Raw genomic sequence first — 20763 nt, forward strand, 5'->3', positions numbered from 1 at the left:
CTTTTCGATTAGCCGTTGTTATTGCGGCTGCCAGAGCGGCGATTGCTGCTGACCTGGCTGTGACGCTTCACCGCACGGCGGATCTGATTTGCCTTCATGCGACGACGATCTTTTTCCACCGCCACTTTCGAGGTGGTTTCTGGCGTCAGGCCAACCAAATCGCGCAGGTAGTTGGTCTGCGTCAGATCCAGTTCGGTATACCCACCGCGTGGCAGGCCCTTAGGCAGGAGAATGTCGCCATAGCGAACGCGGATCAGTCGGCTCACCTGTACGCCTACCGCTTCCCACAGACGACGAACCTCGCGGTTACGTCCTTCTGTCAGAGTTACGTTGTACCACTGGTTAATACCTTCACCACCGGTAAACTTGATGGTTTTGAACGCCGCAGGGCCGTCTTCAAGCTGAACGCCACGCGACAGATCGCGCAGTTTGTTCTCATCAACCTGGCCGAAGACGCGCACGGCGTATTCACGCTCCACTTCACGACTCGGGTGCATCAGGCGGTTTGCCAGTTCACCATCGGTGGTGAACAGCAGCAGGCCGCAGGTGTTCACGTCCAGACGCCCCACGGCAATCCAGCGGGCGCCACGCAGTTTAGGCAGACGGTCAAACACCGTCGGGCGGCCTTCCGGATCGTTGCGGGTACACAGTTCGCCTTCCGGCTTGTAGTAAGCCAGTACGCGACAGATCTGTTCAGCAGACTCTTTCACGGAGATAAGATGGCCGTCAATGCGGATCTTCAGCCCCGGTACGATTTCTACGCGGTCGCCGAGCGTGGCAATTTTGCCGTCCACGCTCACGCGGCCTGCTTCAATAATGGCTTCGATTTCACGGCGCGAACCGTGGCCGGCGCGCGCCAGCACTTTCTGTAACTTCTCGCTCATTGAGCTTCCTCAGGTGTCGCCTTCACAGGCGTCGAATCAGGTCAAAAACAGGGCAGCGCCCTGCTTTGATGGCCGCGTAGTATATCTGCTTACACCCTTACAAGAAAGGCTTAACATCGCCCACGCCTTCACGAATGACTTCTGGCGCATCTTCGGTGAGATCCACCACGGTGGTCGGCTGCTGGCCGAGATAGCCGCCGTGAATAATCAGCTCCACCACCTTCTCCAGACGATCTTTGATCTCTTCCGGGTCGGACTCGGTAAATTCACTCCCCGGCAGCATCAGCGATGTGGAGAGCATCGGCTCGCCGAGGGTTTCCAGCAGCGCCTGGGCGATCGGGTTAGACGGCACGCGCATCCCGATGGTTCTGCGTTTTTCCTGCAACAGCCGGCGCGGCACCTCTTTCGTGCCTTTCAGGATAAACGTGTAGTTACCCGGCGTGTTGTTTTTGATCAGACGAAAGGCCACGTTGTCGACGTACGCGTAGGTCGATAGCTCGGAGAGGTCGCGACACATCAGGGTAAAGTTGTGGCCGTCCGGCAGCTGACGGATGCGACAGATACGCTCCATCGCCCCTTTGTCTTCGATTTTACAGCCCAGCGCGTAGCCGGAATCGGTTGGGTAGACAATTACGCCGCCTTTGCGGACGATTTCCACAGCCTGATTAATCAGGCGTGGCTGCGGGTTATCCGGATGGATATAGAAAAACTGACTCATACTTCCCTCTCTTCAATTTGCTGTGGCTGTTCCCAGAGCTGCCAGACAGGCTCAACGCCCGCAGGTAACCAGAGCTTGCGCCCCAGTTCAATCCACGCGCAGGGCTGATGGAAATCTGAACCCTGTGACCCAAGCAGGCCAAACTGGCGGGCGTAGGTCGCAAGCTGCGAACGCTCATTGGGAGCCTGCTGACACTGGGCAACTTCCATCGCCTCACCGCCGCATTCGGCAAAGTGCGCCAGCAGCCTTTTCAGCCATTTAGCAGAAAGATTATACCGCCCCGGATGGGCCAGTACGGCCTTACCACCAGAATGATGAATGACATCAATAGCTTGTTTTATTGTACACCACTGGGGTGGAACGTATCCGGTTTTCCCGCGCGCCAGATACTTTTTAAAAACATTCGCCATGGTCGTCGCCTTACCGGCTTCAACCAGAAAACGGGCGAAATGGCCGCGCGTTACCGCCCCGCCGTTCGCGAGCTTACGCGCGCCTTCCAGCGCACCGGGAATATGTGCCTTCTCAAGACGTTCGCCGATCATCTCCGCACGTTGATTGCGGCGTGCTTTTTGTTCTTGCAAAAAAGCACGCATTGCCGGATGTTCAGGATCGATGTTCAGGCCAACGATATGAATTTCGTGGTTTTCCCAGAGCGTGGAGATCTCAACCCCGGGTATGAGATTTAGCGCCAGTCCGCTGCGGGCAATCTCCGCACGCGCGGCGGGGATGGCGTCGGTTGTGTCGTGATCGGTTATTGCCAGCGTGCCGACTCGCATTTCAACGGCGCGATGGACCAGGGCTTCGGGCGTCAGCAGGCCATCTGAAGCCTGCGTATGGCTGTGTAAATCATAAATTACGGCGTAGGTGGTATCGCTCAAAGCACTTCCCATAACAGTCTGGAGACATCCGAAACCCCTATGATACCGGCTTACCATGAAATACTGAAATCAGGGGTTGACAACACGCCATCGAACTAGTTAACTAGTACGCAAGTTCACACGAGAAAGGTATCTGAAAATGACAGCACATTTCGCTCTGCACGGTTGGTGGCGTACTTCCTGATCTTCGGGCAGTGTCACGCGTCTGCGAAATGCAAACAGATACCCGCCCGCTACCCAGCGGGCTTTTTTTTGAACAAAATATGAGAACAACAACATGCAAACAGCCAAACCACACCTCGAACTGCTGACCTGCGAGGCGGCCTATCGCCATAACCCTACCGCGCTGTTTCATCAGGTGTGCGGCGCACGTCCCGCGACGCTGCTGCTGGAGTCTGCGGATATCGACAGCAAGGACGACCTCAAAAGCCTGCTGCTGGTTGACAGCGCGCTGCGCATTACCGCGTTAGGTGACACCGTCACCATCAAGGCGTTGTCTGACAATGGCGCGTCGCTGCTGCCGCTGCTGGATGCGGCGCTGCCTTCAGGCATTGAAAATGAACGGCACCCGGACCTGCGTATTCTGCATTTCCCGCCGGTGAGCCAGCTGCTGGATGAAGATGCCCGCCTCTGCTCGCTGTCCGTTTTCGATGCCTTCCGCCTGCTGCAAAATCTGGTCACCGTGCCGGAAGATGAGCGCGAGGCGATGTTCTTTGGCGGGCTGTTTGCTTATGACCTGGTAGCCGGCTTTGAAGATTTACCGGCAACCGAGCAGGGCAACCGCTGCCCGGACTACTGCTTCTACCTGGCCGAAACCCTGCTGGTGATCGACCATCAGAAAAAATATACCCGCATCCAGGCCAGCCTGTTCACTCCGTCGGGGTCTGAGAAAAACCGCCTTGAGCAGCGCATCGCGCAACTGCAACAGCAGATGTCGGAAGCACCGCCTGCGCTGCCGGTGCAGCGCATTGAGGAGATGACCTGCGAGGTAAGTCAGACCGACGATCAATACGGCGCGGTGGTACGTCAGATGCAAAAAGCGATTCGCGCCGGGGAAATTTTCCAGGTGGTGCCGTCCCGTCGTTTCTCACTGCCCTGCCCGTCGCCGCTGGCGGCTTACGATGTGCTGAAAAAAAGTAACCCAAGCCCGTACATGTTCTTTATGCAGGACAATGACTTCACGCTGTTTGGCGCGTCGCCGGAAAGCTCCCTGAAGTACGACGCCACCAGCCGACAGATTGAGATCTACCCGATTGCGGGCACCCGTCCACGCGGCCGTCGTGCCGATGGTTCCCTGGACCGCGATCTCGACAGCCGCATCGAATTGGAAATGCGTACCGATCACAAAGAGCTGTCTGAACACCTGATGCTGGTTGACCTGGCGCGTAACGATCTGGCGCGAATTTGCACGCCGGGCAGCCGTTACGTAGCGGATCTGACCAAAGTTGACCGCTACTCCTTCGTCATGCATCTGGTTTCCCGCGTGGTCGGTGAGCTGCGCCACGACCTCGACGTTCTGCACGCCTACCGCGCCTGCATGAATATGGGCACCCTGAGCGGCGCGCCGAAGGTGCGCGCCATGCAGCTGATTGCCGAAGCGGAAGGACGCCGTCGCGGCAGCTACGGTGGTGCGGTGGGCTATTTCACCGCTCACGGCGATCTTGATACCTGCATCGTGATCCGCTCCGCCTACGTTGAGGACGGCATTGCTACCGTCCAGGCCGGGGCCGGGATTGTTCTTGATTCTGTTCCGCAGTCTGAAGCTGACGAAACCCGCAGTAAAGCACGCGCGGTACTGCGCGCCATTGCTACCGCACACCATGCACAGGAGATTTTCTGATGGCTGACATTCTGCTGCTCGATAATATCGACTCCTTTACCTACAACCTGGCAGATCAGCTGCGTGCGAATGGTCATAACGTTGTTATCTATCGCAACCATGTTCCGGCCCAGACGCTGATTGACCGTCTGGCGACCATGCAGAACCCGGTGCTGATGCTCTCCCCGGGCCCAGGCGCGCCGAGCGAAGCGGGCTGTATGCCTGAACTGTTGACACGCATGCGCGGCAAGCTGCCGATTATCGGTATCTGCCTCGGTCATCAGGCAATCGTGGAAGCCTACGGCGGTTACGTCGGCCAGGCGGGCGAGATCCTGCATGGTAAAGCGTCGAGCATTGAACATGACGGTCAGGCGATGTTTGCCGGACTGCCGAACCCGCTTCCGGTGGCGCGTTACCACTCGCTTGTCGGCAGCAATATTCCGGCCGGGCTGACCATCAACGCCTCGTTTGAAGGAATGGTGATGGCGGTGCGTCACGATGCGGATCGCGTCTGCGGGATGCAGTTCCACCCGGAATCTATCCTGACGTCCAACGGCGCACGCCTGCTGGAGCAAACGCTCGACTGGGCGCTGCAAAAGCTGGAGCAGACCAATACCCTGCAACCGATTCTGGAAAAACTGTATCAGGCCCAGACCCTGAGCCAGCAGGAGAGCCACCAGCTTTTCTCCGCCGTCGTGCGGGGCGAGCTGAAGCCTGAGCAGCTGGCCGCTGCGCTGGTGAGCATGAAAGTGCGCGGCGAGAGCCCGCAGGAGATCGCCGGTGCGGCCACCGCGCTGCTGGAAAATGCCGCCCCGTTCCCGCGTCCGGACTACCAGTTTGCGGATATCGTCGGGACCGGTGGCGACGGCAGCAACAGCATCAACATTTCGACCGCCAGCGCCTTTGTGGCGGCGGCATGCGGCCTGAAGGTGGCCAAGCACGGTAACCGCAGCGTCTCCAGCCGGTCCGGATCGTCCGACCTGCTGGCCGCTTTCGGCATCAACCTGGACATGAACGCCGAGCGTTCCCGTGAAGCGCTGGACGATCTTGGCGTCTGCTTCCTGTTTGCGCCGAAGTACCACACCGGTTTCCGCCACGCGATGCCGGTTCGCCAGCAGCTTAAAACCCGCACACTGTTTAACGTGCTCGGTCCCCTCATTAACCCGGCGCACCCGCCGCTGGCGCTGATTGGCGTTTACAGCCCGGAGCTGGTGCTGCCGATTGCCGAGACGCTGCGCGTTCTGGGTTACAAACGTGCCGCCGTGGTACATAGCGGCGGAATGGATGAGGTTTCTCTGCATGCGCCCACGCTGGTGGCCGAACTGAATAACGGTGAAGTGCTGAACTATCAGCTTGATGCCGCTGACTTCGGGTTGACCCCGTATCATCAGGATGCGCTGGCTGGCGGTACGCCGGAAGAAAACCGTGACATTCTCACGCGCTTATTACAAGGTAAAGGTGAGGCTGCCCATGAGGCCGCCGTGGCGGCCAACGTTGCCATGCTGATGCGTTTACATGGCGAGGAAGATCTGAAAGCCAACGCCCAAAAAGTTCTGGACGTACTGCGCTCCGGTGCAGCTTACGATCGCGTAACCGCACTTGCGGCAAGAGGGTAAATAATGCAGACCGTTTTAGCGAAAATCGTTGCCGATAAGGCCATCTGGGTGGAAGCCCGCAAGCAACAGCAGCCGCTTGCCAGTTTCCAGAATGACGTCGTGCCGAGCAGCCGTCGTTTCTATGATGCCCTTCGGGGCGCGCGCACTGCGTTTATTCTGGAGTGTAAAAAAGCGTCTCCGTCCAGGGGTGTGATCCGTGACGATTTCGACCCGGCGCGTATTGCCGGTATCTACAAGCATCATGCGTCTGCCATCTCCGTTCTGACGGATGAAAAATATTTCCAGGGCAGCTTTGATTTTCTGCCCGTCGTCAGCGGCATCGCGCCGCAGCCGATTCTGTGCAAAGACTTTATTATCGACCCATATCAGATCTGGCTGGCGCGTTTTTATCAGGCCGATGCCTGCTTGCTGATGCTCTCTGTGCTCGACGACGAGCAGTATCGCCAGCTCTCCGCCGTCGCGCATAGCCTGAACATGGGCGTGCTGACCGAAGTGAGCAACGAAGAGGAGCTGGAGCGCGCCATCGCGCTGGAGGCGAAAGTGGTCGGCATTAACAACCGCGATCTGCGCGACCTGTCGATTGACCTGGACCGCACGCGCCAGCTTGCGCCGCGTCTGGGCGCGGGCGTCACGGTGATCAGCGAATCCGGAATTAACCGCTACGCTCAGGTGCGCGAGCTGAGCCACTTTGCCAACGGTTTCCTGATCGGCTCCGCGATGATGGAACACGACGATCTCAATGCTGCCGTGCGCCGCGTGCTGTTGGGTGAGAACAAAGTCTGCGGCCTGACCCGCGAACAGGACGCGCAGGCCGCATATGAAGCGGGCGCCATCTATGGCGGGCTGATCTTTGTTGAGTCCTCTCCACGCGCGGTTAATGAAGAGCAGGCGCGTAGGGTGATTGCGGCTGCCCCACTCAGCTATGTGGGCGTATTCCGCAATGCGGATATCACCGACATTGCAGCAAAAGCGGACGCGTTATCCCTGAGCGCGGTCCAGCTGCATGGCGACGAAGATCAGGCGTATATCGATGCTCTGCGACATGTTCTGGCGCCTCAGGTTCAGATCTGGAAAGCGCAGAGCGTCGGTGACACCCTGCCCGCGCGTAACCTGAATCATGTTGATAAATACGTGCTCGACAACGGTCAGGGCGGTACGGGGCAGCGCTTCGACTGGTCGCTGCTGCGTGGAGCAGCGCTGGACAATGTTCTGCTGGCGGGGGGATTAAGCCCCGATAACTGTGTGGAAGCGGCCAAAACCGGCTGCGCCGGCCTCGATTTCAATTCAGGCGTAGAGTCCCAACCGGGCATAAAAGACGCCAGCAAGCTGGCATCGGTATTCAAAACTCTGCGTGCATATTAAGGAAGAGAAGATGACGACATTACTTAACCCGTATTTTGGTGAGTTCGGTGGGATGTACGTCCCACAAATCCTGATGCCCGCGCTGCGCCAGCTGGAAGAAGCGTTCGTGAGCGCGCAAAAAGATCCGGCGTTTCAGGCGGAGTTTACCGACCTGCTGAAAAACTACGCGGGCCGTCCGACGGCGCTGACCAAATGCCGTAACCTGACCGAAGGCACTAAAACCACGCTCTACCTTAAGCGTGAAGATCTGCTGCACGGCGGCGCGCACAAAACTAACCAGGTGCTGGGCCAGGCGCTGCTCGCTAAGCGTATGGGTAAAACCGAAATTATCGCTGAAACCGGCGCGGGCCAGCACGGCGTGGCCTCTGCTCTCGCCAGCGCCCTGCTCGGCCTGAAGTGCCGCATCTATATGGGTGCCAAAGACGTTGAGCGCCAGTCGCCGAACGTGTTCCGTATGCGTTTGATGGGCGCGGAGGTGATCCCGGTGCACAGCGGCTCCGCCACGCTGAAAGATGCCTGTAACGAAGCGCTGCGCGACTGGTCTGGCAGTTACGAAACCGCCCACTATATGCTCGGCACCGCGGCGGGCCCGCACCCGTTCCCGACCATCGTGCGCGAATTCCAGCGCATGATCGGTGAAGAGACCAAAGCGCAGATCCTTGAAAAAGAGGGTCGCCTGCCGGATGCGGTGATTGCCTGCGTCGGCGGCGGATCTAACGCCATCGGCATGTTTGCCGATTTTATCGACGAAACCCGCGTTGGGCTGATTGGCGTCGAGCCTGCCGGTCACGGCATTGAAACGGGCGAGCACGGCGCGCCGCTGAAGCATGGCCGCGTGGGGATCTACTTCGGCATGAAAGCCCCGATGATGCAGACCGACGAAGGGCAGATTGAGGAGTCTTACTCGATTTCTGCCGGGCTGGATTTCCCGTCCGTTGGGCCACAGCACGCCTTCCTGAACAGCACGGGGCGCGCAGATTACGTCTCCATCACCGATGACGAAGCGCTGGAGGCCTTCAAAACGCTGTGCCGCAATGAAGGGATCATCCCGGCGCTGGAGTCTTCCCACGCCCTTGCGCACGCGCTGAAAATGATGAAGGAAAACCCGGAAAAAGAGCAGCTGCTGGTGGTGAACCTTTCCGGCCGCGGGGATAAAGATATCTTTACCGTTCACGATATTCTGAAAGCACGAGGGGAAATTTGATGGAACGCTACGACAACATATTTGCACAGCTGAAGGCCCGCCAGGAAGGCGCGTTCGTTCCCTTCGTGACGCTGGGCGACCCCGGCCCCGAGCAGTCGCTGAAGATTATCGACACCCTGATCGCAGCCGGTGCCGACGCGCTGGAGCTGGGTATTCCCTTCTCCGATCCGCTGGCGGATGGCCCAACCATCCAGAACGCCACCCTGCGCGCCTTTGCGGCAGGCGTGACGCCGACCCAGTGCTTTGAAATGCTGGCGGCGATCCGCCAGAAGCACCCGACCATCCCGATTGGCCTGCTGATGTACGCCAACCTGGTCTTCAGCCGCGGTATTGATGCATTTTACGCCGAGTGCGCCCGCGTGGGTGTCGACTCCGTGCTGGTGGCTGACGTGCCCGTTGAAGAGTCCGCGCCGTTCCGTCAGGCGGCGATGCGCCACAACGTCGCGCCGATTTTCATCTGTCCGCCGAATGCCGATGACGAACTGTTGCGCCAGATTGCCTCTTACGGACGAGGATACACCTACCTGCTCTCCCGTGCGGGCGTGACCGGCGCGGAGAACAAAGCCGCGCTGCCGCTGCATCACCTGGTGGAGAAGCTGGCAGAATACCATGCCGCACCACCGCTTCAGGGCTTCGGGATTTCGTCTCCGGATCAGGTTACTGCGGCCATTGACGCGAAGGCCGCCGGGGCCATTTCCGGTTCGGCTATCGTTAAAATTATCGAGAAAAACGTGGATAAACCTGAGCAGATGCTGGCTGAGCTGAAAACGTTCGTCACATCCATGAAGACGGCCACGCGCAGGGCGTAACCGTTATAACCGTCTGGCCCCGGAGCCAGGCGGTTTTCCCCCTTGCTCCTTGAGAGCAACCTGTCAAAATTGATCCTGTCGATATTTTCGGTGTGAATGACTTCCCAATCTTTCTCGTAAGCGTATGATCTGGGCTCTTTTTAGCGTTATCCTTCTGAGTTCAGAGGTTATTCATGTCCTGGCATTACTTCAAGCAGACTTACCTGGTTAAGTTCTGGTCACCTGTTCCGGCCGTTATCGCGGCAGGCATTCTCTCTACTTATTATTTCGGTATTACCGGCACCTTCTGGGCCGTTACGGGCGAGTTTACCCGCTGGGGTGGACAGCTATTGCAGCTTGCTGGCGTTCATGCCGAAGAGTGGGGCTACTTTAAGCTGATCCATCTTGAGGGCACACCGCTGACCCGCGTTGACGGGATGATGATCATCGGCATGTTCGGCGGCTGTTTTGCGGCCGCGCTGTGGGCCAACAACGTTAAGTTACGCATGCCGAAAAGCCGCATCCGCATTATGCAGGCCGTGGTCGGCGGTATCATTGCCGGGTTTGGCGCCCGCCTGGCGATGGGCTGTAACCTTGCCGCGTTCTTTACCGGTATTCCGCAGTTCTCGCTGCATGCGTGGTTCTTTGCCGTCGCCACCGCCATCGGCTCATACTTCGGCGCAAAGTTCACCCTGCTGCCGCTGTTCCGCATTCCGGTGAAAATGACGAAAGTGAGCGCTGCCTCTCCGTTGACTCAAAAGCCCGATCAGGCCCGTCGTCGCTTCCGCCTCGGTATGCTGGTCTTTTTTGCCATGGTTGCATGGGCGATGTGCACGGCGATGAATCAGCCAAAACTCGGCCTGGCAATGCTGTTCGGCATTGGTTTCGGCCTGCTGATTGAACGTGCGCAGATCTGCTTTACCTCCGCGTTTCGCGATATGTGGATCACCGGACGAACGATGATGGCGAAGGCAATCATTGCCGGTATGGCGGTCAGCGCGATCGGCATCTTTAGCTATGTGCAGCTTGGCGTGGAGCCGAAAATCATGTGGGCTGGTCCTAATGCGGTCATTGGCGGATTGCTGTTTGGTTTTGGCATTGTGCTGGCCGGCGGGTGCGAAACCGGCTGGATGTATCGCGCCGTGGAAGGCCAGGTGCATTACTGGTGGGTTGGTCTGGGTAACGTGATTGGCTCAACCCTCCTGGCGTACTACTGGGATGACGTCTCTCCGGTGCTGGCAACCAACTGGGACAAGGTCAATCTGCTGAATACCTTTGGTCCACTTGGGGGGCTCATGGTGACCTACGCCCTGCTGCTTGTTGCCTTCTTACTGGTGGTTTCACAAGAGAAGCGCTTCTTCCGCCGGGCTACCCTCAAAACTGAAACTCAGGAGAATGCCGCATGAAAGAGATCGTGCCTGACTATCGTCTTGATATGGTGGGTGAACCCTGCCCTTACCCGGCCGTCGCCACGCTTGAGGCGTTACCGCAGTTGAAAAAAGGTGAAATTCTGGAAGTGGTGAGCGATTGCCCCCAGTCCATCAACAACATTCCGCTTGATGCTAAAAACCACGGCTATACCGTGCTGGATATCCAGCAGGACGGGCCAACCGTACGGTATTTGATTCAGAAGTAGCTCTCAGGTACGAAAAAGGCCTCTACGGGAGGCCTTGTTTCAACTTGCTGGCTTTAGCCACCGTCGCCTTTTGAGTTTCGGAAGGCATGAATGGGTGGTGAGGCGGGTTCCGCAAACTGAACAGACCGCACCGTGAGGTTGGCTGTGCGTCGGGCTAAACGTGGTGAAATAAAACTGTTTGCCTGCACATACCGGACACTCAAATTTGATGTTGGGGATATCCCCTCCAGCCAGATGTATGGAAGAACCACCATACAGCAATTCACGGACTTACAGGGATATATCGTCCCCGCGAGAACACAAGGCGAGGAAGACTTAACATAGGCTTTTGAAACTTAACTCTTATTGATCCACAGCAACAGGAAAGATTTACACTTAAGTAAAATCTTACGTCTGGTTTGAGTAGGGTTTTGACGCGTTGATGTTTTTTAGATGTTTTGGATTTTTGCTTGTTTTTATCTCGTTTCACGCTTCGTCTTTGAATTTCTCATCGACGTTTTTGCGGCTGAACTGCCCGGAACGCGGCCTGGTCGAAATTATTCTGCACGTCTACGACCACACCCAGGAAAAGTGGCCCGGGCATTTTGAAACCGGCGCTGGCCATAAACGTGTCGGCGATACCGAAATTATTCCCTTTGCAAACGGGGATGTTCTGTTCCACTCCATTTCACGCGATGCGTTCAGCTACCTGTATGATGGCAAATCGACGCTCAGCCACTGCATGAAGCTGGACGAACGCCCCGTTTATCCGTCCTTTTAACGTCCGGCACTGGCCGCTGTGCGGCCAGTTTTTACCGAATCAGAAACGGTAACCCGCAGAGAACATAAACACCCACGGATCCAGACGGGTACTGATACTCTGCTGCTCTCCGCCCGCCTTGAAGCGAACGTCGGTATCAATATCCATGTACCAGACCGAGGCGTTGATCAGCCAGTCGCGGTTGATCAGATAGTCCAGCCCCACCTGCCCCGCCACGCCCCAGGAGTCCTTCAGGCTGAGATCGGAAAGCCCGTTTGCTTTCCCGGTATCGTTAAATTTCTCGTCAAAGAAGGTGGTGTAGTTAACGCCCGCGCCAATATAGGGGCGCACCTTGCTGCTGGAATCCCCAAAGTACCATTGCGCCATCAGCGTTGGCGGCAAATGGTGCACCGTGGCAATGTCTCCGGTCGGTCCCAAACCGACGCGGTGACGAAACGGCGTGGCGGCAAGAAGCTCAACGCCCACGTTATCCGTTGCCATATAGGTAAAGGTCAAGCCTAGCTGAGTATTATTGCTGACGTTGAAACCGCCCATCCCCAGTACGCTGTCTGAGCCTTCCGTTGGGCGCACCGTTGCCGAACCGGCACGAATAAAGAATTCACCTGCTTCATGCGCGTACGCGCCGCCAGAGAGACTGCTTAAGATAAGGGCTGCCACCGCTAATTTTTTCATATCCGCTCCATCGTTGTGGTTTTAATTGCGGAGGAGAATATACTCACAAAAGAGTAATAAGTGATCTAACACAGATCACATTAAAACCAGTAAGTTAACATTCATTGATCTAGGTTAATTTTTGGTGACGCCATATAAAGCAATAAGTTGTTACCACGTCAATTTCTGGCATTTCTCGGTAACAAAAATTTCTGCTTTTCCTCACTTGCGCTTGCAGTAGCGGCTGGACAATTTCTGGCTCTCACAGTCTGATTGGGTGGGTCCTTCTTTTGCAGGTTTACAAAGATATGCTTTTCCATACAAGCCTTGATGCTGCCACCAGCGCCATATCCGGTGTACAATTGCCGGCTAATTAACACCTGCAATACTCAAGGAGAGTGCATGTCTATCACGGCGAAGTCTGTCTACCGTGACACGGGAAATTTTTTCCGCAATCAGTTCATTACCTTTTTACTGATCGCGTTGTTGTGCGCCTTTATTACGGTGGTGCTGGGTCATGCGTTCTCACCCAGTGATGAACAGATTGCCACGCTGAGCCAGGGGGATCATCTTGCAGGCAGCGCGGGGTTGTTTGACCTTGTGCAGAATATGACGCCAGAACAACAGCAAATCTTGCTGCGCGCCTCTGCGGCATCGACCTTCTCGGGCCTGATTGGCAATGCCATTCTGGCCGGTGGCGTGCTGCTGATGATTCAGCTGGTGTCTGCCGGGCAACGCGTCAGCGCGTTACGTGCAATCGGCGCCAGCGCGCCGGTGCTGCCCAAGCTGTTTATCCTCATCTTCCTGACCACACTGCTCGTCCAGATGGGGATAATGCTGGTTGTCGTTCCTGGCGTGTTGCTGGCTATCGTTCTTTCATTCGCGCCAGTCATGGTGGTGCAGGACAAAATGGGCATTTTCACCGCCATGCGTAGCAGCATCCGGCTCGCGTGGGCAAATATGAGACTGGTCGCGCCGGCCGTTATCAGCTGGTTGCTGGCCAAAACGCTGCTACTGCTGTTTGCACCGAATTTCGCGGTGTTAACGCCAAACGTCGGTGCGGTTGTCGCCAATACGCTGAGCAACCTGATTTCAGCCGTGCTGCTGGTCTATTTGTTCCGCCTGTACATGTTAATTCGTCAGTAACCGGGATCGCAGAATGAAGCAGTTTCTTGATTTTTTACCGCTGATCGTATTTTTCGCTTTTTATAAGCTGTACGACATTTATGCCGGCACGCTGGCGCTGATTGTGGCCACGGCTGTGGTGCTGATTTATAGCTGGGTTCGCTACCGCAAGGTTGAGAAGATGGCGCTCATCACCTTCCTGATGGTGGCGGTGTTTGGGGGCCTGACGCTGTTCTTCCACAATGATGAATTCATTAAATGGAAGGTCACGGTGATTTATGGCCTGTTTGCGGGCGCGCTGCTCATCAGCCAGTGGGTGATGAAAAAGCCGCTGATCCAGCGCATGCTGGGCAAAGAGCTGACGCTGCCTCAGGCAGTCTGGGGGCGTCTGAACCTGGCCTGGGCGCTGTTCTTTATCCTGTGCGGTCTTGCCAATATCTACATCGCTTTCTGGCTGCCGCAGAATATCTGGGTCAACTTCAAGGTATTTGGCCTGACGGCCCTGACGCTCGTGTTTACGCTGCTAAGCGGCGTGTACATCTACCGGCACATGCCGCAGGACGATAAGCAGTAACCCTACGGGCCGGATCGCAATGCGATCTGGCCTTTTTTCACTTTCCTTTCACATTCCGCCCCCCTTCTTCAAAAATGACTGAATCATGAAGATTTTATGGAGATTGCTCTCTTCTCATTGTAATGAGAATCACTATCATTAATATTCGTCATCGCATTTTAACAAATGGAAATGAGTTGATGAAAAGCATAATAAGATTTGCCCCCGCTTCACTTACGTTGGCCATCCTTGCGGCACTGGGCCAGGGCGCGCATGCAGCAGAAGAGACTCTCGACGACGGTGAAACCATGGTGGTTCAGGCGACGGCTGAAGAGGCGCTGAAGCAGCAGCCTGGCGTCTCGGTTATTACGGCGAAGGACATCGAAAAGGACCCGCCGGTAAACGATCTTTCTGAAATCATTCGTAAAATGCCCGGGGTAAACCTCACCGGCAACAGCGCGACGGGCAGCCGCGGCAACAACCGCCAGATCGATATTCGCGGTATGGGGCCGGAAAATACCCTGATCCTGATTGACGGCGTGCCGGTGACATCCCGTAACTCGGTGCGCTACAGCTGGCGCGGCGAGCGCGACACCCGCGGGGACACCAACTGGGTTCCGCCAGAAATGGTCGAGCGCATTGAAGTGCTCCGCGGGCCTGCCGCCGCTCGCTATGGCTCGGGGGCTGCCGGTGGCGTCGTCAACATCATTACCAAACGCCCGACCAACGACTGGCACGGCTCGCTCTCGCTCTACACCAACCAGCCTGAAAATGATAAAGAGGGAGCGACAAAACGCGCTAACTTCGATCTGAGCGGCCCTCTCGCAGGTGATGCGTTAACGATGCGCCTTTACGGGAACATCAACAAAACCGACGCGGACGCCGAGGATATTAACACCGCGCAAAACGGCTCTTACGCCGCCGGACGCGAAGGCGTACGAAACAAAGACATCAACGCCCTTCTCTCCTGGAAACTCACGCCGCAGCAAATTATCGACTTCGACTACAGCTACAGCCGCCAGGGCAATATCTACGCGGGCGATACGCAGTACAGCAACGGCAACGTCAGCCCTGGTGGCCTGGTGTCGTCCCTGTACGGTCACGAAACTAACCGTATGTACCGCCAGTCATACGGCATTACGCACAACGGCATCTGGGACTGGGGCCAGTCGAAGTTTGGCGTCTACTACGAGAAGACCAACAACACCCGCTTGCAGGAAGGGTCGACGGGCAGAGTTGAGGGTATGATCAACAGCGACAAGTACGACACCAGCCGGCTTGAGTCGTACCGTTCCACAGGCGAGCTGAACATTCCGCTGTTCTGGCTGGTGGACCAGACGCTGACCATCGGCGCGGAGTGGAACCGCGATGAGCTCAACGACCCGGCGTCAATGCAGGCGACGGACGTGTCGGGAGAAGTGATTAACGGCGTTTCCGGCACCGCTTCCGAGCGCAACAGCAAAAACAGCGCCGATCTCACCGGGATCTATCTTGAGGACAATATTGAAGCGCGTCAGGGGACCAACCTGATTCCGGGGATCCGCTTCGATTATCACAATAAATTTGGCAGCAACTGGAGCCCAAGCCTTAATGTTTCACAGGATTTAGGCGACATGTTCAAGGCCAAAGCGGGTATCGCTCGGGTATTTAAAGCGCCGAACCTGTATCAGTCCAGCGAAGGCTATCTGCTTTCCACCCGCGGGAACGGTTGTCCGAACAACATTTCCGAGGGAAGCTGCTACCTGTTAGGCAACCCGGATCTGGATCCGGAAATCAGCGTGAACAAAGAGATCGGCCTGGCTTTTGCCCTGGAAGGCTACGAGGCTGGGATTACCTGGTTCCGCAACGATTACAAAAACAAGATCGTTTCAGGAACGGACGTGCTGGGGCAGACAAGCAACGACGTAAATATCCTGCAATGGGAGAACGGCGGCAAGGCCGTTGTTGAAGGGCTGGAAGGTAACCTCACCGTGCCGGTTATTCGCGACACGCTGACCTGGCGTACCAATGCGACGTATATGATCCAGTCTGAAAGTAAAGACACCGGCAACCCGCTGTCTATCATCCCCAAATATACCGTCAACACCATGCTGGACTGGGAGGTTAACAGCAAACTTTCAGCCAACGTAAGCTGGACGATGTATGGCCGCCAGAAGCCCAGAGAGAACGCTGAAATCCGCAAAGAGGAGAATGCGATGTCCAACAGAGAGATCGGCGCGTATTCCATCGTGGGTATCGGCAGTAATTATCAGCTGACCAAAAACCTGCGCCTGAATGCCGGCATCAGCAACCTCTTTGACAAGCAGATTTACCGTGAAAATGACGGTGCATCGACCTATAACGAACCGGGCCGCGCGTATTACGCCGGCGTAACCATGTCCTTCTGACCCTCAGGCGCCCGCGCTGCGGGCGCTCACCCTATTCTCTCCAGCCAGAAATCATAGTAGCATCCCGCCTGAAGTCTTCAGTTACGAGTTTAAAAACAATGACAACAATTGACGCCCCTCAGGGCGAACTGGTTTTACGCACACTGGCAATGCCCGCTGACACCAATGCCAATGGCGATATTTTTGGCGGCTGGCTAATGTCGCAAATGGATATGGGCGGCGCAATTCTGGCTAAAGAGATCGCCCACGGGCGCGTAGTCACCGTCCGGGTTGATGGCATGACCTTCCTGCGTCCGGTTGCGGTTGGAGATGTGGTTTGCTGTTACGCGCGCTGCGTAAAACGCGGCAATACCTCTATCTCCATCAACATTGAGGTATGGGTAAAAAAAGTCTCTTCTGAACCGATTGGTCAGCGCTATAAGGCGACGGAGGCATTATTCATCTATGTGGCGGTGGATAGCGACGGTAAACCGCGCCAGCTTCCCCGGAGCTAGCTTCAGGTATAAAAAAAGCCTCCTTGCGGAGGCTTTTTTTGGCCGTTATTCCATCTGCGCCCCGCCGTTCAGGCGGAAGACAATGTTCACAACCAGCCCGCTGCCGGGTTTACCGGCCTCGTAGCGCCATCTGCGCATGGCCGATTTCACTTCACGTTCAAACATATTCGCCGGCTGGGCGGAGAGGATTTGCACGTTATCAACGCGACCGTCGGCGGTGACGTCAAATTTCACCCTTACGCGCCCCTCAATGCGTAACGCCTGCGCGCGCGCCGGATACTGCGGCTGATTACGGCTCAGCGCGCGCGGGCCCGCTGGCGCGGTTACCGTCGGTTTCGTCGCGGTCGCGGTGTTATTCATCAGCGGACGCGACGGCGCGGCATTTTCAACCGGTTGCGTGGCGCGTGGCTCTACCGGACGCACTTCACGTTTAGGACGCTCTTCCACCTTTTTAACCGGCTTGGGTTTTGGCTTCGGTTTAGGTTTAGGTTTTGGCTCTGGCTTATGGATCACCACCGGCGCTTCTTTCGGCGGCTCAGGAACTGGCTCGGGTTCGGGCTCCGGTTCAACAACGGGCTGTGGCGGCGGCGGCGCAACCTGCGGCGGTTCAAGATCCGCAGGCGATACCATGGTCACAGAAATTGGCTGCGCTGGCGCCGGCATTTCAATAACCTGATGAACCGAGGTATAGAGCAGACCCGCCACGACAGCACCGTGAATAACGACGGAAAGCAGCGTCGGCCATGGAAAGCGGCGAGGTAAATCAAGGGTCATCGAAGTCATAATCATCAACGTTAAAAAACCGAACTTCGATTTTAAATGCAAATAGCAATCATATTCAATAAGACACTTTGTCCTGGCGCAATTTAAGCGCATAAGCGGGCAAAAAAGGGGCATCCAGATCAGGGTTTTAACAATGTGATTATCTTTACATTGCAGTCATTTGTGCTTTCACATAACGTAATTGTCACTTTCACCGGTTAAGGAGCTTTGCCGTGCTTTACGTGATTTACGCTGAAGATGTACATGATTCTCTGGAAAAACGTCTTTCCGTTCGCCCTGCCCATCTGGCGCGCTTACAGTTGCTACAGGATGAAGGCCGTTTGCTGACCGCGGGCCCGATGCCTGCCGTTGACAGCAACGATCCGGGAGCGGCAGGTTTTACCGGCTCCACGGTGATTGCCGAGTTTGAATCTCTGGAAGCCGCGCAGGCGTGGGCAGAAGCAGACCCGTACGTCGCAGCCGGCGTGTACGAGAAAGTCACGGTTCGTCCGTATAAAAAAGTGTTCTAAAAGAAAGGCTCCCTCAGGAGCCTTTTCTTCATTCAGTGCAGCGACGCCAGCCTCGCCGCAAAGCCGACAAACAGCAGACCGATCAGCCCATTCCCCAGCTTCGCCAGTTTCTTTTTGGTTTTCAGGTAACGCGTCACAAACGCGCCTGAGAAAATCAGGAAGCTCATGTACATGAAGCTAATCAGCTCAAGCGTTGTGGCGAGGATCAGGAACGACGTGCCGGTATTCTTCGCGTTTACATCGATGAACTGGACGAAGAACGACACGTAAAAGAGAATCGCTTTCGGGTTCGTCAGGCTCAATACCAGCGAACGCTTGAGGATCGCGCTTGCCGGTTCGGCGCTGTTATCATGTGTATTACTCTGACGGTTAATAACGGACCAGAGCATTTTCCCGCCGAGCCACAGCAGATAAAACGCCCCGAGGTAGCGGACGATATTGAATAACACCGGCGTGGTCTGGATCAGCGCGGCGACGCCCGCCCAGGCCAGAAACATCAGCACCGCATCACCAATAAATACACCGGTGGCGGCCAGATACCCTTTTTTCACGCCGTGGCCAATCCCTGTTTTCAGCACAAACAAGGTGTTCGGTCCTGGAACCAGCACGATAAAAAATGCGCCGACAACATAGGTCCAGAAATTCAGTACACCAAACTCCGCAAACACGTCTCACTCCTTTTGCTCAAAACAAAGGGAATATCGCCGCAACGTCGATATTCCCGAAATCTGAAACTGTATACCGTTAAAGCCGCAGACCGCGTCAGTTAAACAACGGGCACCTTTCGGTGCCCTCAGGGTTATCAGATGTCCTGGACCGCGAACAACAGCGCATTACGGTGTCTGTTCAGCCCACATTTCCTGATGGCGTGGATACGCATATTGCGGCGGGATTGTGCTTCCAGCCAACGAGCCTTTCGACGACTCACCTGTCGCAACATGCGCCAGCGCCCGACTTCAGTTCTACTGCGCTTCATGTCTACAACTCTTTCTCTAACAGAGATGCCATTATAAGCCTAAGCGGGCAGCAAACCAGCGCTTTTATCTGCCGTTTTTATTTGCCAGATGAATCCTGATGCGTAAACTCATAACAATACGCTTTCAAAAGGATTTTTTATTTATGACAACCTTCTACACCGTGGTGAGTTGGCTGGTCATTTTAGGATACTGGCTGTTAATTGCCGGGGTGACGTTGCGCATTCTGATGAAGCGCAGAGCGGTCCCTTCCGCCATGGCCTGGCTTCTGATTATCTACATTCTCCCGCTGGTGGGCATAATCGCCTATCTCTCTTTTGGTGAACTTCATCTGGGTAAACGCCGGGCCGAACGCGCCCGCGCCATGTGGCCCTCCACGGCAAAATGGCTTGCCGATCTCAAAGCCTGCAAGCATATCTTCGCCGAAGAGAACAGCAGCGTGGCGTCGTCCCTGTTCAAGCTGTGCGAACGCCGCCAGGGGATCGCCGGCGTAAAAGGCAACCAGCTCCAGTTGATGACCTCTTCCGACGATGTGATGCAGGCGCTGATCCGGGACATTCAACTTGCCCGGCATAATATCGAGATTGTGTTTTACATCTGGCAGCCGGGCGGCATGGCGGACCAGGTAGCCGAATCGCTGATGGCGGCTGCACGTCGCGGTATCCATTGCCGCCTGATGCTGGACTCCGCCGGCAGCGTGGCCTTTTTCCGCAGTCCGTGGGCCGGCATGATGCGCAATGCCGGTATCGAGGTGGTCGAGGCGCTGAAGGTGAATCTTTTCCGCGTATTTCTGCGGCGCATGGATCTCCGCCAGCACCGAAAAATGGTTCTGATCGATAACTATATCGCCTACACCGGCAGCATGAATATGGTTGACCCCCGCTTCTTCAAACAGGATTCCGGCGTGGGGCAATGGATTGATTTGATGGCTCGCATGGAAGGCCCGGTGGCAACGTCTATGGGCATCGTCTACTCCTGCGACTGGGAAATCGAAACCGGCAAACGCATTCTTCCCCCGCCGCCGGATGGCAATATCATGCCGTTTGAGGAAGCCAGCGGGCACACTATCCATACCATCGCCTCCGGTCCTGGCTTCCCGGAAGATCTGATCCACCAGGCACTGCTTACCGCCGCGTACTCAGCGCGTGAATATCTGATCATGACCACGCCCTATTTCGTTCCCAGCGACGACCTTCTGCATGCCATCTGTACGGCGGCGCAGCGCGGAGTGGATGTGAGCATTATTATGCCGCGCAAGAACGATTCGCTGCTGGTCGGGTGGGCAAGCCGTGCGTTCTTCAGCGAGCTGCTGGCCGCGGGCGTGAAAATCTATCAGTTCGAGGGCGGGCTGCTGCACACCAAGAGCGTGCTGGTAGACGGAGAGCTGAGCCTGGTGGGCACCGTCAACCTCGATATGCGGAGCCTGTGGCTGAATTTTGAAATTACGCTGGTCATTGATGACGCCGGGTTTGGCGGCGATCTGGCGGCGGTTCAGGACGATTATATCTCCCGCTCACGCCTGCTGGACGCCAGGCTGTGGGCGAAACGTCCGCTGTGGCAGCGAATTGCCGAACGACTGTTTTACTTCTTTAGTCCGTTGCTGTAAAACGTGCCCAACGATG

At 56.2% G+C, this 20763-nt stretch carries 22 protein-coding genes and 1 other annotated feature; of the genes, 15 read left to right on the forward strand and 7 right to left on the reverse strand.

Annotated elements, in window-relative coordinates:
* Positions 1-8: 8 nt before the first annotated feature.
* The 3 genes from rluB to rnm form a co-directional block, all read right to left on the reverse strand.
* On the reverse strand, positions 9-884 hold the full coding sequence (rluB, locus tag N5C09_RS01720; protein WP_003856794.1) for a 23S rRNA pseudouridine(2605) synthase RluB: 876 nt from the start codon (positions 882-884) through the stop codon (positions 9-11).
* 97 nt (positions 885-981) lie between these two features.
* Positions 982-1602 (reverse strand): L-threonylcarbamoyladenylate synthase, encoded by a 621-nt coding sequence (locus N5C09_RS01725; RefSeq protein ID WP_279748328.1) that lies wholly within the window; start codon positions 1600-1602, stop codon positions 982-984.
* Positions 1599-2492, reverse strand: coding sequence for an RNase AM (gene rnm / locus N5C09_RS01730; protein WP_064910501.1), 894 nt, complete (start codon positions 2490-2492; stop codon positions 1599-1601). Before rnm ends, N5C09_RS01725 begins: the two co-directional genes overlap by 4 nt.
* 127 nt (positions 2493-2619) lie before the next feature.
* On the opposite strand from rnm, the gene trpL reads away from it, so the two are divergent.
* The 9 genes from trpL (at position 2620) to N5C09_RS01775 (ending at position 11665) form a co-directional block, all read left to right on the forward strand.
* Positions 2620-2664 (forward strand): trp operon leader peptide, encoded by a 45-nt coding sequence (gene trpL, locus N5C09_RS01735; protein ID WP_071524153.1) that lies wholly within the window; start codon positions 2620-2622, stop codon positions 2662-2664.
* Positions 2641-2734, forward strand: a sequence feature (Trp leader region). It overlaps the preceding gene by 24 nt.
* Positions 2735-2757: 23 nt before the next feature.
* Complete coding sequence (locus N5C09_RS01740; protein WP_131636974.1) at positions 2758-4320, forward strand: anthranilate synthase component 1; 1563 nt, start codon at positions 2758-2760, stop codon at positions 4318-4320.
* Positions 4320-5915, forward strand: coding sequence for a bifunctional anthranilate synthase glutamate amidotransferase component TrpG/anthranilate phosphoribosyltransferase TrpD (trpD, locus tag N5C09_RS01745; RefSeq protein WP_063452266.1), 1596 nt, complete (start codon positions 4320-4322; stop codon positions 5913-5915). Before N5C09_RS01740 ends, trpD begins: the two co-directional genes overlap by 1 nt.
* A gap of 3 nt (positions 5916-5918) precedes the next feature.
* On the forward strand, positions 5919-7277 hold the full coding sequence (gene trpCF, locus N5C09_RS01750; protein WP_279748329.1) for a bifunctional indole-3-glycerol-phosphate synthase TrpC/phosphoribosylanthranilate isomerase TrpF: 1359 nt from the start codon (positions 5919-5921) through the stop codon (positions 7275-7277).
* A gap of 10 nt (positions 7278-7287) precedes the next feature.
* Positions 7288-8481 (forward strand): tryptophan synthase subunit beta, encoded by a 1194-nt coding sequence (gene trpB / locus N5C09_RS01755; protein ID WP_063452264.1) that lies wholly within the window; start codon positions 7288-7290, stop codon positions 8479-8481.
* A complete protein-coding gene (gene trpA, locus N5C09_RS01760) occupies positions 8481-9290 on the forward strand; it encodes a tryptophan synthase subunit alpha (RefSeq protein ID WP_279748330.1) in 810 nt (269 codons plus the stop codon). The genes trpB and trpA overlap by 1 nt, the downstream gene beginning before the upstream one ends.
* A 173-nt stretch (positions 9291-9463) precedes the next feature.
* Complete coding sequence (gene yedE / locus N5C09_RS01765) at positions 9464-10675, forward strand: selenium metabolism membrane protein YedE/FdhT (RefSeq protein ID WP_279748331.1); 1212 nt, start codon at positions 9464-9466, stop codon at positions 10673-10675.
* A complete protein-coding gene (yedF, locus tag N5C09_RS01770) occupies positions 10672-10905 on the forward strand; it encodes a sulfurtransferase-like selenium metabolism protein YedF (RefSeq protein WP_279748332.1) in 234 nt (77 codons plus the stop codon). The genes yedE and yedF overlap by 4 nt, the downstream gene beginning before the upstream one ends.
* A gap of 421 nt (positions 10906-11326) precedes the next feature.
* Positions 11327-11665: a hypothetical protein gene (locus tag N5C09_RS01775; RefSeq protein ID WP_279748333.1), complete on the forward strand. Its 339-nt coding sequence runs from the start codon at positions 11327-11329 to the stop codon at positions 11663-11665.
* 39 nt (positions 11666-11704) lie between these two features.
* Here the strand turns inward: N5C09_RS01775 and ompW are convergent, their stop codons facing one another.
* Positions 11705-12337 carry an outer membrane protein OmpW gene (gene ompW, locus N5C09_RS01780; protein ID WP_107535482.1) on the reverse strand — a complete coding sequence of 211 codons (633 nt, stop codon included), beginning with the start codon at positions 12335-12337 and terminating at the stop codon, positions 11705-11707.
* A gap of 381 nt (positions 12338-12718) precedes the next feature.
* Here ompW and N5C09_RS01785 point away from each other — a divergent pair, with 381 nt between their 5' ends.
* From N5C09_RS01785 to yciA, 4 genes are all read left to right on the forward strand, one after another.
* Complete coding sequence (locus N5C09_RS01785; protein ID WP_045347760.1) at positions 12719-13462, forward strand: YciC family protein; 744 nt, start codon at positions 12719-12721, stop codon at positions 13460-13462.
* A 13-nt stretch (positions 13463-13475) separates the two neighbouring features.
* The gene (locus N5C09_RS01790) at positions 13476-14015 is read left to right on the forward strand and encodes a septation protein A (protein WP_063452258.1); all 540 of its coding nucleotides are present in this window, start codon (positions 13476-13478) and stop codon (positions 14013-14015) included.
* Between the two features lie 179 nt (positions 14016-14194).
* Positions 14195-16381, forward strand: a complete 2187-nt coding sequence (locus N5C09_RS01795) for a TonB-dependent siderophore receptor (protein WP_279748334.1) — start codon at positions 14195-14197, stop codon at positions 16379-16381.
* 98 nt (positions 16382-16479) lie between these two features.
* Positions 16480-16875, forward strand: coding sequence for an acyl-CoA thioester hydrolase YciA (gene yciA, locus N5C09_RS01800; protein WP_063866544.1), 396 nt, complete (start codon positions 16480-16482; stop codon positions 16873-16875).
* Between the two features lie 45 nt (positions 16876-16920).
* On the opposite strand, the gene tonB is transcribed toward yciA, so the two are convergent.
* On the reverse strand, positions 16921-17649 hold the full coding sequence (gene tonB, locus N5C09_RS01805; RefSeq protein ID WP_074177750.1) for a TonB system transport protein TonB: 729 nt from the start codon (positions 17647-17649) through the stop codon (positions 16921-16923).
* Between the two features lie 221 nt (positions 17650-17870).
* Here tonB and N5C09_RS01810 point away from each other — a divergent pair, with 221 nt between their 5' ends.
* A complete protein-coding gene (locus N5C09_RS01810) occupies positions 17871-18167 on the forward strand; it encodes a YciI family protein (protein WP_063452254.1) in 297 nt (98 codons plus the stop codon).
* A 32-nt stretch (positions 18168-18199) separates the two neighbouring features.
* Here the strand turns inward: N5C09_RS01810 and leuE are convergent, their stop codons facing one another.
* Positions 18200-18835, reverse strand: a complete 636-nt coding sequence (leuE, locus tag N5C09_RS01815; RefSeq protein ID WP_236330041.1) for a leucine efflux protein LeuE — start codon at positions 18833-18835, stop codon at positions 18200-18202.
* 134 nt (positions 18836-18969) lie between these two features.
* Positions 18970-19143 (reverse strand): YciY family protein, encoded by a 174-nt coding sequence (locus N5C09_RS01820; RefSeq protein ID WP_017384232.1) that lies wholly within the window; start codon positions 19141-19143, stop codon positions 18970-18972.
* 143 nt (positions 19144-19286) lie between these two features.
* Here N5C09_RS01820 and cls point away from each other — a divergent pair, with 143 nt between their 5' ends.
* Entirely contained in the window at positions 19287-20747 is a 1461-nt protein-coding gene (gene cls, locus N5C09_RS01825) for a cardiolipin synthase (protein ID WP_063452252.1), read from the forward strand.
* Positions 20748-20763 lie beyond the last annotated feature (16 nt).

The organism is Enterobacter sp. GD03975 (genome assembly GCF_029838645.1).
GTDB classification, from domain to species: domain Bacteria; phylum Pseudomonadota; class Gammaproteobacteria; order Enterobacterales; family Enterobacteriaceae; genus Enterobacter; species Enterobacter quasihormaechei.